Origin of the sequence: Burkholderia sp. B21-005, from assembly GCF_020843965.1 — a bacterium.
Lineage (GTDB): Bacteria > Pseudomonadota > Gammaproteobacteria > Burkholderiales > Burkholderiaceae > Burkholderia > Burkholderia ambifaria.
Map to the genome: position 1 here is coordinate 1366686 of NZ_CP086302.1, position 14530 is coordinate 1381215.

Consider the following 14530-nt stretch of genomic DNA (forward strand, 5'->3'; position numbering starts at 1 on the left):
CGTACGCTCAGCCTTCCGATCGCGCAGCGGGCCGCTCGTGCCCGTGGCGCAGCGCGAGACTCGCGAACGCGGCGACGACGAGCGCCGCGGTGAGCAGCGTCAGTCCGTTCTTCGCATTCCCGGTCGCCTGTTCGATCGCGCCGACGACGGTCGGGCCGACGAAGCCGCCGAGCAGGCCGCACGTGTTCACCAGACCCAGACCGCCGGCCAGTGCGCTGCCGGCGAGTCGCGACGCCGGAAACGTGAACACGATCGACTGCACGACGAAGAACATCGACGCGGCGATGCATACGCAGGCGAGGCCGGCCACCGGCGACGCGTTGGCGGCGCCCACCAGTCCGGCCGCCATCACGATGAGCCCGACGCACAGGATCCGGCGCGAATGATGCGACTCGCGCGCGAAGCGCGGCAGTGTTGCGGCGCCGAGTGCGGCGGCGAGCCAGGGCAACGCGGTCAGCAACCCGACCGCGAACGGCGAAAAGTGCCCCGATGCGCCAATGATGCCCGGCAGGAAGAAGATCACCGTGTAGATCGTCAGCTGGTGGCAGAAGTACACGAAGATCGCGAGCCAGATCTGCGGATCGCGCAGCGCGGCGCCGAACCCGTGGCCGCCGTGGGCGGCGACCCCGGCATCCTGTTCGGCTGCCAGCGCGCGTTCGAGTGCGCGGCCCGTTTCGGGGGCGAGCCACGGCGCGCTGCTCGGGCGGTCCGGCAGGCGCGTCCAGACGACGAAGGCGAGCAGGATCGCCGGAATCCCTTCGACGACGAACAGCCATTGCCAGCCGTGGAAGCCGAGCGTGCCGTCGAGTTCGATCAACGCGCCGGCCAGCGGCCCGCCGACGATGTTCGCGATGCACACGCCGAGCAGGAAATAGCCGGTCGCCCGCGCACGCTCCTCGCGACCGAACCAGTACGTGAGGTACAGCATCACACCCGGAAACAGTCCGGCTTCGGCGGCGCCGAGCAGCAGGCGCATCACATAGAACGACGTCGGGCCGCCGACGAACGCCATCGCGACGGACAACGCGCCCCACGTGATCATGATCCGCGTGATCCAGAAGCGCGCGCCGACGCGATGCATGATCAGGTTGCTCGGGATCTCGAACAGCGCGTAGGTCAGGAAGAACAGGCCGGCGCCGAGCCCGTAGGCCGCGGATGAAATGCCGAGATCGACGCCCATCGAATGCTTCGCGAAGGCGATGTTGGTGCGGTCGAGGAAGCTGATCACGTAGGCGGCGATCAGCAGCGGCATGAGCTTGCGGAACAGCAGCCGGTTCAGCGACGCGCTTGCGTCGCCGGTCGCGGAAGGCAGGATCTGGACGTGTTGAGTGGACATGCGGACGACTCCGGTAAAGGCGAACGGGCGCACACGGCAAGCACGGCGCGCCGCGTTCGGCAGAGGCCGCTGCGTCGCGCGCAGCGGAGGAGCAGACGACGGAGCCGCGCCGGCGGCGCTCGGGCGGGAGCGGGGCGATCAAGGGCGTCCTGGCGCCGGCCGGCTCGGGCCGGCGCCTTGTCTCTGCGCTTGCGGGTCCTGGTGTTGGGCGGGTATCGGGCGCGACCCGGCGGTCAGAACCGGACCGCGTCGCCACCCTTGAGATCGAGCATCGCGCGCGCCTCGGCCGGCGTCGCGATCTCGAGCGACAGCCCCTCGAGCACCTGCCGCATCTTCAGTACCTGCGCGGCGCTCGATTCGGCGAGCTGGCCGGGCGCGATCCACAGCGAATCCTCGAGCCCGACCCGCACGTTCGCGCCCTGTGCGGCGCCGATCGTCGCGAGCGGAATCTGGTTGCGGCCTGCGCCGAGAATCGACCACACGTAGTCCTGGCCGAACAGGCGGTCTGCCGTGCGGCGCATGTGCATCAGGTCTTCCGGGTGTGCGCCGATGCCGCCGAGCAGGCCGAACACGCTCTGCACGAAGAACGGCGGCTTCGCGAGCCCGCGGTCGACGAAGTGCGCAAGGTTGTACAGGTGCGAGATGTCGTAGCACTCGAACTCGAACCGCGTGCCGTTCGCGCCGCAGCGCGTGAGGATCGTCTCGATGTCGGCGAACGTGTTCTTGAACACCAGGTCGCGGCTCTTCTCGAGATGTTCGCGTTCCCACGGATGCTTCAGTTCGCGAAAGCGCTCGAGCATCGGATAGAGTCCGAAGTTCATCGAACCCATGTTCAGCGACGCGATTTCGGGCTGGAAATGCAGCGCGGGCTGCAGCCGTTCGTCGACGGTCATGTGCGGGCTGCCGCCCGACGTGAGATTGATCACCGCGTCGGTCTGCGCCTTGATGCGCGGCAGAAATTCGGCGAACACGGCCGGGTCCTGCGTCGGCTTGCCGTCCGACGGGTTGCGCGCGTGCAGATGCAGGATCGCGGCGCCGGCCTGCGCGGCCGCGACGGCGGCCGTCTCGATCTGATGCGGCGTGACGGGCAGGTACGGCGACATCGACGGCGTGTGGATCGCGCCGGTCGGCGCGCAGGTGATGATGACTTTGCGAGCGTTTGCCACGAATGGATTCCTTACGATGAGCGATGCAGGAGGCGTCAGAGCACTTCGACGTTGCCGCAGACGGAAATCGCCTGCCCGGTGATGCCGTGCCCGCCCGGCGAGCACAGGAACAGCGCGGTCGCGGCGATTTCGGCCGGATCCGTCATGCGTCGCAGCGAGATCTTGTCGAGATAGCGCTTCTCCATCTCGTCGTAGCCGATGCCGAGCTGCTGCGCGCGCGCTTCGATCACGCGGCGCATCCGCGGGCCGCGTACGATGCCGGGCTGGATCGCGTTCACGCGGATGCCGAGCGGCCCGAGCTCGATCGCGAGGCTTTTCACGAGACCGACGACGGCCCACTTGGTCGCCGCATAGGGTGTGCGGAACGCGTAGCCGAGCCGCCCCGCGACCGACGACAGCGCGATGATCGCGCCGCCGTGCTTCGCGTCACGCAACAGCGGCACCGCGTGCCGCGCGAACTGGAATTGCGCGTTCAGGTTGATCGCGACCGTCTGCTCCCACTGCACCGGGTCGATTTCGTCGATGCCGCCCGTGGGGCCGGCGATGCCTGCGTTATTGACGAGCACGTCGAGGCCGCCGAGCGTCGTCGATATGTCCGCGAACACGCGCTCGACCGCGGCCGGATCGGATACGTCGGCCAGCGTCGCACTGATCGCGGCGCGCGACGGCCGGTCCGCCAGCGCCGCGATCGCGGCTTGCGACGCATCGCACACGTGGACGCGCGCGCCGCATTCGGCGAACGCGTCGGCGATCTCGAGACCGATGCCCGACGCGCCGCCCGTCACGAGGACGCGCAGGCCGTCATAGGGTTTCAGCAGGTCGGAAGCTGTCATGCCGGGTTGTCTCCATCGTTGAAGTTATCGGATGCGGCGCGCCTTCGGGGCTGCTTGCCGCGGAAGGTGGCCGCTACGGCTTCGCATTCGCGCGCCGCGGCGTCTGCTCGGCCCGCAGCGTTTCGGCGAGATCGTGCGCGGCGCCGCCGATGTCGAGCGCGATGCCGGCACGTACGCCGGTGCCGTCGCGCCGTTCGAGCGCGTCGACGATCGCGCGGTGCGCATCCATCGAGCGCCGCATGTGCGGGATATCGAGCGCGACCATGTTGAGGAACGGCCCGACGCGCATCCACAGGTTCTCGACGATCGCGAGCGTGCTTTCGCTCGCGCCGTGCGCGTAGATCGCGCTGTGGAACGCGAAATTGCTCTGCAGGTAGGCGCGCGAACGGCCGGCCTCGACCTGCGCCTGCATCGTTTCGCAGGTCTTGCGCACGGCGGCAATCTGCGCGTCGGTCATCCGGGCGCACGCGCGTTCGGCGATGCATCCTTCGAGCGCGATCCGCACGTCGCGCAGTTCGTCGAGCATGTCGAGCGTCATCGGCGGCACGACGAGCGCGCGGTTCGGGCCGTCGACCAGCGCGCGTTCGGCGCGCAGCCGCGTGAGCGCCGCGCGCACGGGCATCGTCGACGAGCCGACCGCCTCGGCGACGCTGCGCAGGCTCAGCGCCTGACCGGGCGCGAAACGGCCACTCATCAGCGCTTCGCGCAGTTGCTGGTAGACCTTGTCGGCCATCGTTTCCGATTCGATGACTTTCAGTGCGGGCGGGGCGATACGGGGTGCCAAGGCCGGGCTCTCCTGGGTTTTATCTGCGATCTGTGATCACACTTGCGATAGGCAAGTGTTGTCGATGGGGGCAGGTGGCGTCAAGGTGTTCGAGGTAGGGGAAAACGCGGGGCGCGAAGCGGCGTGTCGCCCGTGGCATCAAGAACGCGGCGCGATGTGACGGGCCCACGCAATCACGAGTTAATTCCGTTTTACTGTTGATAGTGATGGAGTATTGGCCAATAAGCCACAATTTCAGGGAATTATAGTTCTTGAGCGTGCTAACGCGTTAGCTCTATAGTATTGTGAGTTATATGACATATGGCGACATAAGACCCACTATGCTGGAATTAAGCTTTCGCAAGCCCGAAGAAATCGTCACGCTGCTTTGCGACCGGCTTCGCACGGAGCGTTTGGCGTTGCAACTCACCCAGGCCGACGTGGCCGCGCGTGCCGGCGTCGGCGCCAATACCGTGTCCAACCTGGAAGCCGGACGCAATGTGAGCCTCGAAACGGTCATTCGTGTAGCCATGGTTCTTGGACGAAGCAAGGAACTCGAGGCGCTGTTCCTGCCGAAGCTGGATAGCCTGGAAGATGTTCACCGGTATGAAAAGAGCGCCAAACGTCAGCGCGTCAAGAGGACGACGAGAAATGATTGAGCGGGTCGATGTCTACTACGACGGCTGGGGGGAGCACTGGCTGTGGGGATCGATGGTCTCGACGACGGCCATCACGGGGCGCCCGTTGATCGTATTCGAATATAGCGATGACGCCCGCAAGAGGGGGCTCGAGCTGTCGTCTTATGCATTGCCGGTGCATGGGAGCAGGCTGCGGAAGGATTTTCCGTCCCATCAGCTAGGGCTGCCCGGGCCGGTCTACGACGCGCTGCCCGACGGATGGGGCATGTTGCTGATGGATCGGTTGTTCAAACGCCGCGGCCTCAATGCGGCACGCATCGGGCCGCTGGAGCGGCTGGCTTACATTGGCAACCATGCGATGGGGGCCATGTCGTTCGAGCCCGTCGCGCCCGAGATCCAGGCGCCGCAGCCGAATATTCCTCTGGATCGGCTCGCGGCCGAGGTACAGGAAGTCCTCGATGGTGAAGGCGGAGCGTTCCTTCATCAGTTGCTGCAGGTCGGCGGTTCTCCGCAAGGCGCCAGGCCGAAGGCGCTGGTCTATCGCGATCCGCGCACCGGCAGCTTTACCACGGCCGCCGAGGCGGGTTTTGAAGCGTGGCTGGTCAAGTTCCCGGCGCGGCAAGAGCATCCCGAGGTGTGCGCTATCGAGATGGTCTACGCCGAGTGCTTGCGCATGTGCGGCATCGAGACCCCGGACACGTTGCATTTCGATTTGCCTGGCGGGATGGCGGCATTTGCGTCCAGGCGTTTCGATCGACGGGACGGTCTGCGCGTGCCCATGCAAAGCGTTGCTGCGTTTACCGGTGCCGATTACAAAACGCCGGGTGCGCTGGATTACGTGAATTTCCTGCGTGCGACTCACATGTGCACCAATGATGTCCGGGAGAAGGCGCGGGCGTTCGAGCGGGCGGTCTTCAACGTCGCATTCAACAACCGCGACGATCATCCCAAGAACTTCGCGTACATCATGGCGCGATCCGGCGAGTGGAAGCTCGCGCCGGCCTACGACGTGACATTCTGCGAGGGACCGGGTGGTTATCACCAGATGGACGTCATGGGCGAGGCCCTGCAGATCGACCGAGCGGCATTGCTCGGGCTGGCAAAGGAGGCGGAGATTGCCCCCGCGGCGGCCGGGGACATGATCGACCGCATGTGCTCAGTGGCCAGCCGGTTGCCGGCCATTGCGAGGCGCGACTATCAGGGGACCATTACCGACGATACCCTGGCGCACATTCAGCGCCGGATCGACGAGAACGTTGCGCTGCTCCGTTAGTGCAACGGCGACTGCTCAGCGTGCCGGCTCGTCGGTCAGCGTGCCGAGAAACGCCACGATATCCTTGATGTCCTGCTCGGTCATCGCGGGCTTGTCGCCGGGCTTGCGGTCGAACGGCGCATCGGTCACGTCGACGTTCGCGCGGTACTTCGGCGGAATATCGTCGTACTCGTCGATCTTGCCGTCCGTGCCGCGCGAATAGAACTTCTGCGGCGAGATGCTGCGCTCGTTGTAGAACGCCATGACCTGGTCGAGCGTATGGAACACGCCGTTGTGGAAGAACACCTGGCGCGTCGCCGCGTTGCGCAGCGTCGGCGTGAGGAACATCCCGCAATACTGCGTCTGGTCCTTCAGGTCCTCGCGGAACGGCCCGCACACGCCGAGATCGTGGAACGCCGGGTTGCGGTTCTGCGCGAGCGCCTGGTTGCGCGGCGCGCCCAGCGCCTCGTACTGGTAGTCGGTCAACATCGGCGGCAGGCCGTCCTTGCCGGGTTTGGACAGATGGCAGCCCGCGCAATTCGCCTTGTCCGGATCGTTGAAGAGCCTCAGCCCGCGCAACTCGGCCTGCGTCAGGCGCGCGCGGCCCTCGAGCCAGCGATCGTACTTGCTGTTGTACGGATGGAACGACGGATCCTCGACCTGATAGCGCGCGATCGCGAACATCGCCTCCGACACCAGAAGCTGCGGGCTGGAGAACACGCGCGCGCCGAACAACTGCTCGAACTGCGCGCGATGCGACGACTGCGCGAGCTTGCGCGCGACATCGTCGATGCTCGCATTCGCCATCTCGACCGGATTCAGCAGCGGTCCGAACGCCTGCTGCTGCAGCGTATCGGCGCGGCCATCCCAGAACATCCCGCCCTGCGGCACGAGCTGCGGCGCGGCCGACGTGCCGGCCACCTTCTGCGCCTTGACGACGCCGGCCGCGGATGCGGCCTGCTGCGCGACGCTCGGCGCGGCGTCATTTTCGCCCGCATCGGGGCCGATGCTGAAATTCGGCTGGCGGTACAGGTACATCAGCGACGGCGGCGGACGATAACCCTGCTGCGTCATCGCGAGGCCGCCCGGCTGCACGTCGAGCCCGTTCGGCGGCCCGTATGCATGGTCGGGGCTGTGGCACGACGCGCACGACTGTTTGCCGGATGCCGACAGCGACGGATCGGCGAACAGCGCACGACCGAGCTGCGCGACCGCGGACAGCGGCTGCGCGGCCGGGCGCTGCAGCACGACCGGATGCGGATTTGCGCCCGTCCAGTCGGCGACGACGTCGCCGATTGCCGCCGGCGTACGGGCCGGAAATGCGATCACGAACGCGCCGTAGCCGAGCACGGCCGCGCCGAGCACGAACGCCGCGCGGCGCAGCACGCGGGCAGGGGAACGCGGCGCGGCGGCGCCGGATGCGTCGGGAGACGGGAACGCGGGACGAGCTGTCATGCTGGCGGTCGAAAGTCGGGCGCGGCGTAAAGGCGGCGCGTTAAACGGAAACGGCCGGCGCACGATGCGCCGGCCTGCTGCTGCTTGCTGCTACCGGTCAGGCAATACCGGTCAGATCGACGGCGCCGCGCTCAGCACGGTGCCTTGCGTCGGATCGAGATACAGCGGCGCCGTATTCGGCTTCGACGAGAAGTCGAACAGCCCGCGCAGGTCGCCCGCCGTCGCATCGAACGAACCGCCGCCGATGCGCTGGCCGCCGAGCCAGTTGTCCTCGATGAAGCGCACGACGGACGCCTGGTCGATCATCGTGTGGTCGACATAGTTCTGCTTCGCGTACGGCGAGATCACGACCAGCGGAATGCGCACACCCGGACCGCAGCGGCCGTTCACGGTACCGCCGTTCACGCCGGTGGTGCCGCCCGAGCCGCAGGCGCCGTTGCCGTTCACCTGGTCGACCGCATCGGACGACGCGCGGGTCGGCGCCGTGTACGCGTGGTCGTACCAGCCGTCGGAGTCGTCATAGGTGACGATCACGGCCGTGTTCTGCCAGTCGGGCTGCTGCTGCAGGAAGTTGACGACCTTCGTCACGAACGCCTGCTCGTCGAGCGGATCCGAGTAGCCCGCGTGCGCATCCTGCGCGGCCGGCGCCTTGAGGAAGCTGACCGACGGGAAATTGCCGGCCTTCACGGCCGCGAAGAAGTCGTCGCTGTCGTACTGGTGGTTCGCCGGTTCGGCCGTCTTGCCGTCGGCTTCGACGCTCGAACCGATCGCCGCGACGCTACTCGGACGCGTGTGCTGCGGGTTCGCGGTCGACGCGTAGTACTGGAACCAGTTGTGGTGCGGGATGTAGTCGGTCGTCGCGGCGTTCACGGCGGTGGCGATCGTGCTGCGGTTACAGCCGGTCGTGCCGTTGCCGTTGGTCGTCGACAGGTTGAAGCCGCCCATGAAGCCGCCCCACGTGATCTTCGCGGCGTTCAGCAGGTCGCCGATGTTCTTGCCGCTCATCATCGCCTGATCGGTCGTGCTCGAGCACACGTCGAAGCCGGGGTCGACGTCGTTGATCATCGTGAAGCCGCCCTGGCCGTCGTTGATGTAGTACGAGGTGGCCGCGAGCGTCGACGGCTGCTTCGACGTCTTGACGATCTGCATCCCGTTGGTCTGGCCCGACACGACGTTCAGCGCGCCCGGCGTCGACGGGCCGTAGACCGTCGTATACGCGTTGTCGCTCATCGCGAAGCGCTGCGCGTAGTTCCACAGCGCGGTGACGGTGTTGCCGTCGAAGTAGCCCATCACCTGGCCCTTCGTGCCGAACGCGCCGGCGCCGCCGGACGAGCCCTTGCCGGTGTATTTCGGGAACAGGTCGGCGAGGCCGTTGTCCTCGGCCTGCTGCTCGGCCGTGTACGCGTGGTTCTGGTCGGCGGTCGCGGCCTGCGTGCGGTCGAGGCGGAACGGGTTCGCGGCGTCGGTGCCGTTGGCCGTGTTCGTGAAGTTCGGGTTCGCGGTGAGCAGCGTGCCCGTCAGCCCGTTGATCGTCGGCGTGCCGGGCTTGGCGGTGAAGGCCGGTTCGCCGGACGGGTTCGACGCGTTCGGGTAGGTGCCGAAGTAGTGGTCGAACGACACGTTTTCGCCGTAGATCACGACGACGTGCTTGATCGGCGTGGCGGTCTGCAGCGCATCCTGCGACGACACCGCGGGCGTCGACGTCGGATCGTCGCTGCCGCCGCAGGCGAACAGCGCAAGCGCTGCGGCTGCACAGGCGGTGACGAGCAAGGCTTGACGGAACATCGGGAAACTCCAGGTAAGGTGTTCGATGGTGGCGAGCGGCCCCGTCGCCGTCTTGGTTCGGCGCGGGGCTCGTGATGGAGCACCGGCATTGAAACAGTCCGGTATGAAGATATGGGGGCGAATCGGTTTCGCGACGGTTGCGCCGCGGTATCGATTCCATTACGGCGCGACGCGGCGCGAAAGAAAGCGGAAAGGCGCGGGCGGATGCAACCGGCGCGACACATTCGGCCGCGGACGCGGTCGTCGCCGTGCATGCCGCGCCGGGCGGGCCGCCGCGCGCGGCGGGCCGGTCCGTCCGCGAGGTCGGCAGCGGGCTTTTTTGACAATCCGGTGACACATTCATACGATGATCGGCCCGCGGCGACGATTTCGCGTTGCCAGCCGTCAGCGAGTATTCAACGTGCCGATCCCCGTTCTGCTTGCCGTCCTGTGTGCCGCCTTCCTGCATGCGTCATGGAACGCGCTCGTGCGCAGCAGCGGCGACCGGCTGCGCTCGGCCACGGTGCTGCAGATCGCGATCGGGCTGTTCGCGCTGCTGTTCCTGCCGGGCGCCGCGCCGATCACGCCGGTGAGCTGGGCCTGCGTCGTCGCGTCGGCGGTGATCCACGTCGTCTATACGTTGCTGCTGGTGCGCGCGTACGAGCACGGCGACCTGAGCGTCTCGTATCCGGTCGCGCGCGGCACCGCGCCGCTGCTCGTCACGCTGGGCGCGGCGGCGTTCGCGGGCGAGCGCCTGAACGCGGGCGCGCAATGCGGACTCGTGCTGATCTGCGCCGGCATCATGGCGATCGGGCTCGAGCGCGGGCGGGGCGCGCCACACCGGATGGCGCCCGTGTTGCTGACCGCGTTCGCGACCGGCGTATCGATCGCCGCGTACAGCGTGGTCGACGGGATCGGCGTGCGGGAAAGCGGCAGCACGGTCGGCTATACCGGGTGGATGTTCGTGCTGACCGGGCTGCTGATGGCCGCGTATTACCGGCTGCGCGCGGGGCCGCTGCGGCTCACGCACGATATCGGCGAAACGGCGAAGGCCGCGTGCGGCGGCGTGTTCGCGGCCCTCGCGTACGGGATCGTGATCTGGGCGATGGATCGCGCGCCGATGGGACCGGTGTCGGCGCTGCGCGAAACGAGCGTGGTGTTCGCGGCGCTGATCGCGCGCGTGTATCTCGGCGAGCGGCTGACGCCGCGTCGCGCGGGCGGGTGTCTGGTGATTGCTTGCGGGGCGCTGCTGATCAGCGCGTTCGAGGCGGTGCGGTGAGCGCGACTGGCGAAGCCGCTTCCCGCGGTAGTGCGTGGCCGTCCATCAACTTTCCAACGGCATCGCACTCGTGCACTTGATTTCATCGAGACACACGCTCGAATGCACGCCGCTCACGCCGGGAATGCGCATCAGCGTTTCGAGCAGGAACGTGGACAGTCCCTTCAGGTCATGCGCGACGACCTTCAGCACGTAGTCGATATCGCCCGTCACCGAGAAACATTCCTGGATCTGCGCGAGATCCGACACGAGTTTCTGGAACTTCGACAGGTCGCGGATATGCCCGCGCTCCATCGTCACGTGCACGAACGCGGTGACGCCGAACCCGAGCGTATCGGGGCACAGACGGGTTTCGTAGCGGCGGATCGCGCCGATCTCCTCCAGCCGGCGGTGGCGCCGCAGCGTCTGCGCGGGCGACAGGCCGACGGCCTTCGCCAGATCGAGGTTCGACGCGCGGCCGTTCTCCTGCAATACCGACAACAAGTGGCGATCGATGCGATCGAGAACCGGTTCAGGCATTTTTGTTTCCTCGTCTGTCTCCGGGGTGCAATTTTATCTCATAATGTAGGGTTTGCATGAGCGGGTTACGCAACCCGATTTCGCCGTCGCGACGCTAAACTGACGCCGGATTTTCGTGTGCGGCCGCAGCGACGCGGGCGAGGACGACGGTCGGCGGCCGGGCTGGCGGGCCTGCCGACAGGAATCGGGCGTCACCGCGCGAAGATCGCAGTCCCCAACCCGGCGGCTCCACGAACGGCCGCCGGCACAGCAAAACAACGCCCGGCACACCGAGGCGTGCCGCACCGCTCCCGGCGGCGGCGGGCAACATGGAGAAGACATGGTTTCTGGAAACGAGAAGGACGGCCTGAAGCGGGGGCTGAAGAACCGGCACATCCAGCTGATCGCGCTCGGCGGCGCGCTCGGCACGGGGCTGTTCCTCGGCATCGCGCAGACGATCAAGATGGCCGGCCCGTCCGTGCTGCTCGGCTACGCGGTGGCCGGCGTCGTCGCGTTCTTCATCATGCGCCAGCTCGGCGAGATGGTCGTCGACGAGCCGGTGGCCGGCTCGTTCAGCTACTTCGCCGACAAGTACGTCGGTCACTTCACCGGCTTCCTGTCCGGCTGGAACTACTGGGTGCTGTATATCCTCGTCAGCATGGCCGAGCTGTCGGCCGTCGGGATCTACGTGCAGTACTGGTGGCCCGGCGTGCCGACCTGGGTGTCCGCGCTGGTGTTCTTCGTCGCGATCAACCTGCTGAACCTGGCGAGCGTGAAGTCGTACGGCGAGACGGAATTCTGGTTCTCGATCATCAAGGTCGCCGCGATCGTCGGGATGATCGGCTTCGGCGGCTGGCTGCTCGCGAGCGGCCATGCGGGGCCGGAGGCGAGCATCGCGAACCTCTGGCAGCACGGCGGCTTCTTCCCGAACGGCGTGTCGGGGCTCGTGATGTCGATGGCGGCGATCATGTTCTCGTTCGGCGGGCTGGAGCTGATCGGCATCACCGCGGCCGAGGCCGACGATCCGAAGCACAGCATTCCGCGCGCGACCAACCAGGTGATCTACCGCATCCTGATTTTCTACATCGGCGCGCTGGCGGTGCTGCTGTCGCTGTATCCGTGGGAAAAGGTCGTCACCGGCGGCAGCCCGTTCGTGCTGATCTTCCATGCACTGAGCAGCAACCTGGTCGCGAACGTGCTGAACGTGGTCGTGCTGACGGCCGCGCTGTCGGTCTACAACAGCGGCGTGTACAGCAACAGCCGGATGCTGTTCGGCCTCGCGAAGCAGGGCAACGCGCCGAAGGTGCTGTGCTCGGTGAACAAGCGCGGCATTCCGCTCGCCGCGCTCGGCGCGTCGGCGCTCGCGACGGGCGCATGCGTGCTGGTCAACTACTTCATGCCGGGCAAGGCGTTCGAGGTGCTGATGGGCCTCGTCGTGTCGGCGCTGATCATCAACTGGGCGATGATCACGCTGATCCACCTGAAGTTCCGCCAGGCCAAGCGCATCGCCGGAGAGCAGACTTCGTTCCGCAGTCTGGGCTATCCTTTCACGAATTACCTGTGCCTGGTGTTCATGGCCGGCATTCTCGTCGTGATGTACCTGACGCCGGATCTCCGCCTGTCGGTGTATCTGATCCCCGTATGGCTCGCGGTGCTCGCGATCGGGTATCGCTTCCGTCAGAAGAATGCGGGCTACGCGATGCGCGACGGCGCGTCCGCGCGCTGACACGGGCACCACGACCATCCTTCCAGACGAGACCGATATAGCCATGTTCGAACACATCGACGCGTACCCGGGCGATCCGATCCTGACGCTCAACGAGAACTTCCAGAAAGATCCGCGCGATCAGAAGGTCAACCTGAGCATCGGCATCTATTTCGATGCCGAAGGCCGGATTCCCGTGATGGGTGCCGTGCGCGAAGCCGAAACCGCGTTGCAGCGCGACCTCGGCCCGAAACCCTACTTGCCGATGGTCGGCCTCGCCGCGTATCGCGACGCCGTGCAGGCGCTCGTGTTCGGCGCCGATCACCCGGCGCGCGCGGCCGGCCGCATCGCGACCGTGCAGACGCTCGGCGGCTCGGGCGCGCTGAAGGTGGGCGCCGATTTCCTGAAGCGCTATTTCCCGGACGCGCAGGTGTGGCTCAGCGATCCGAGCTGGGAAAACCACCGCTTCATCTTCGAGCGTGCCGGCTTCACGGTGAACACGTACCCGTACTACGACGAGGCGACGGGCGGCCTGAAGTTCGACGCGATGCTCGCGGCGATCGACGCGCTGCCGGCGCGCAGCATCGTGCTGCTGCACGCGTGCTGCCATAACCCGACCGGCGTCGATCTCGACGAAGGCCAGTGGGAGAAGCTGATCGACGTGATCGAGGCGCGCGGGCTGCTGCCGTTCGTCGACATGGCGTACCAGGGCTTCGGCGCGGGCCTCGACGCGGATGCGTTCGCGGTGCGCGAACTGGCCCGCCGCGGCGTGCCGGCGCTGGTCGCGAACTCGTTCTCGAAGAATTTCTCGCTGTACGGCGAGCGGGTCGGCGGCCTGAGCGTCGTCTGCGAGGATGCGGCCGCGGCCGAGCGCGTGCTGGGCCAGCTGGCCGGCGCGGTGCGCTCGAACTACAGCAACCCGCAAACCTACGGCGCGAAGGTCGTGGCGACGGTGCTCGACACGCCGGCGCTGCGCAAGCAGTGGGAAGAAGAGCTCGCCGCGATGTGCCGCCGCATCGCGCGGATGCGCCAGTCGATCCACGACGGCCTGCGCGACCACGTCAGCGGCGAAGCGCTCACGCGCTACGTGAAGCAGCGCGGGATGTTCACGTACACGGGCCTGACCGAATCGCAGGTCGACGCGCTGCGCGAAGTGCACGGCGTGTACATCCTGCGTTCGGGCCGCATGTGCGTCGCGGGCCTGAACGATTCGAACGTCGGCATCGTCGCGGAGGCGATCGGCAAGGTGCTGAAGAGCGGCGTCTGACCGCACGCCTCCGGGCGCCCGATCGTTTCGCCGAAACCGGCTGTCTCCTCCGTGGAGGCAGCCGGTTTTTTGTTGCGCGGCAGCGGCGCGGCGCTACGATGGAAGCTCGAACGCATGACGAAGGAGCGGCATGGCAATTCGAATCGTACGGCTCGGCACGCCGCGCGCGGCCGGCGAGGGCCTGAGGATCGGCACGGTGCGGCGACCGCCGCGCGGCGTACCCAAGGCGGAATTCGCGTCGCGCAACTACTATGATGTATGGTTGCCGACGCTGTCGCCGAGCCCCGAGCTCGTCGCGCAGGCGCTGGCTGCCGAAACCGACGCCGAATGGCGCGCGTTCACGCGGCGCTTTCGCGCGGAAATGGCGCATGGCGACGCGCCGAAGGTGCTGGACCTGCTCGCCGCGCTGTCGGCAACGAGCGCGTTCTCGATCGGCTGCTACTGCGAGGACGAACGCCGCTGCCATCGCGGCGTGCTGCGCGAATTGCTGGCCGAGCGCGGTGCGGCAATCGACGCGGACGCGGGCTGAACGCTGGTCCGGCCATGCGAGGGGCGCCGCATCGTGCGGCGCAGC

At 67.0% G+C, this 14530-nt stretch carries 13 protein-coding genes; 6 read left to right on the top strand and 7 right to left on the bottom strand.

The window, feature by feature from the left end; all coding sequences use genetic code 11:
- Positions 1 to 7: 7 nt before the first annotated feature.
- From LMA02_RS22410 to LMA02_RS22425, 4 genes are all read right to left on the bottom strand, one after another.
- Complete coding sequence (locus LMA02_RS22410) at positions 8 to 1336, bottom strand: MFS transporter (RefSeq protein WP_228909861.1); 1329 nt, start codon at positions 1334 to 1336, stop codon at positions 8 to 10.
- A gap of 233 nt (positions 1337 to 1569) precedes the next feature.
- Positions 1570 to 2502 carry a 3-keto-5-aminohexanoate cleavage protein gene (locus LMA02_RS22415; RefSeq protein WP_011658761.1) on the bottom strand — a complete coding sequence of 311 codons (933 nt, stop codon included), beginning with the start codon at positions 2500 to 2502 and terminating at the stop codon, positions 1570 to 1572.
- A 35-nt stretch (positions 2503 to 2537) separates the two neighbouring features.
- Positions 2538 to 3335, bottom strand: coding sequence for an SDR family oxidoreductase (locus LMA02_RS22420; protein WP_228909862.1), 798 nt, complete (start codon positions 3333 to 3335; stop codon positions 2538 to 2540).
- A gap of 73 nt (positions 3336 to 3408) precedes the next feature.
- Positions 3409 to 4119 carry a GntR family transcriptional regulator gene (locus LMA02_RS22425; RefSeq protein ID WP_228909863.1) on the bottom strand — a complete coding sequence of 237 codons (711 nt, stop codon included), beginning with the start codon at positions 4117 to 4119 and terminating at the stop codon, positions 3409 to 3411.
- Between the two features lie 323 nt (positions 4120 to 4442).
- Here LMA02_RS22425 and LMA02_RS22430 point away from each other — a divergent pair, with 323 nt between their 5' ends.
- Together LMA02_RS22430 and LMA02_RS22435 are read left to right on the top strand one after the other, a co-directional pair.
- Positions 4443 to 4757, top strand: a complete 315-nt coding sequence (locus tag LMA02_RS22430) for a helix-turn-helix transcriptional regulator (protein WP_324251315.1) — start codon at positions 4443 to 4445, stop codon at positions 4755 to 4757.
- Complete coding sequence (locus tag LMA02_RS22435) at positions 4750 to 6009, top strand: type II toxin-antitoxin system HipA family toxin (protein WP_228909865.1); 1260 nt, start codon at positions 4750 to 4752, stop codon at positions 6007 to 6009. The genes LMA02_RS22430 and LMA02_RS22435 overlap by 8 nt, the downstream gene beginning before the upstream one ends.
- Positions 6010 to 6024: 15 nt before the next feature.
- Here the strand turns inward: LMA02_RS22435 and LMA02_RS22440 are convergent, their stop codons facing one another.
- Positions 6025 to 7443 carry a cytochrome-c peroxidase gene (locus tag LMA02_RS22440; RefSeq protein ID WP_228909866.1) on the bottom strand — a complete coding sequence of 473 codons (1419 nt, stop codon included), beginning with the start codon at positions 7441 to 7443 and terminating at the stop codon, positions 6025 to 6027.
- 111 nt (positions 7444 to 7554) lie between these two features.
- Positions 7555 to 9228 (bottom strand): phospholipase C, encoded by a 1674-nt coding sequence (locus tag LMA02_RS22445; RefSeq protein WP_228909867.1) that lies wholly within the window; start codon positions 9226 to 9228, stop codon positions 7555 to 7557.
- A 346-nt stretch (positions 9229 to 9574) separates the two neighbouring features.
- Here LMA02_RS22445 and LMA02_RS22450 point away from each other — a divergent pair, with 346 nt between their 5' ends.
- Entirely contained in the window at positions 9575 to 10486 is a 912-nt protein-coding gene (locus LMA02_RS22450) for a DMT family transporter (RefSeq protein ID WP_228909868.1), read from the top strand.
- A gap of 45 nt (positions 10487 to 10531) precedes the next feature.
- Here the strand turns inward: LMA02_RS22450 and LMA02_RS22455 are convergent, their stop codons facing one another.
- Positions 10532 to 11005, bottom strand: coding sequence for an Lrp/AsnC family transcriptional regulator (locus tag LMA02_RS22455; protein WP_006759289.1), 474 nt, complete (start codon positions 11003 to 11005; stop codon positions 10532 to 10534).
- A 319-nt stretch (positions 11006 to 11324) separates the two neighbouring features.
- On the opposite strand from LMA02_RS22455, the gene LMA02_RS22460 reads away from it, so the two are divergent.
- The 3 genes from LMA02_RS22460 to LMA02_RS22470 all read left to right on the top strand — a co-directional run bounded on the left by LMA02_RS22460 (position 11325) and on the right by LMA02_RS22470 (position 14485).
- Positions 11325 to 12710, top strand: coding sequence for an amino acid permease (locus LMA02_RS22460; protein WP_105831010.1), 1386 nt, complete (start codon positions 11325 to 11327; stop codon positions 12708 to 12710).
- 43 nt (positions 12711 to 12753) lie between these two features.
- Positions 12754 to 13956 (top strand): amino acid aminotransferase, encoded by a 1203-nt coding sequence (locus LMA02_RS22465; protein WP_228909869.1) that lies wholly within the window; start codon positions 12754 to 12756, stop codon positions 13954 to 13956.
- Between the two features lie 130 nt (positions 13957 to 14086).
- Complete coding sequence (locus LMA02_RS22470) at positions 14087 to 14485, top strand: DUF488 domain-containing protein (protein WP_011658771.1); 399 nt, start codon at positions 14087 to 14089, stop codon at positions 14483 to 14485.
- Positions 14486 to 14530: the final 45 nt, after the last annotated feature.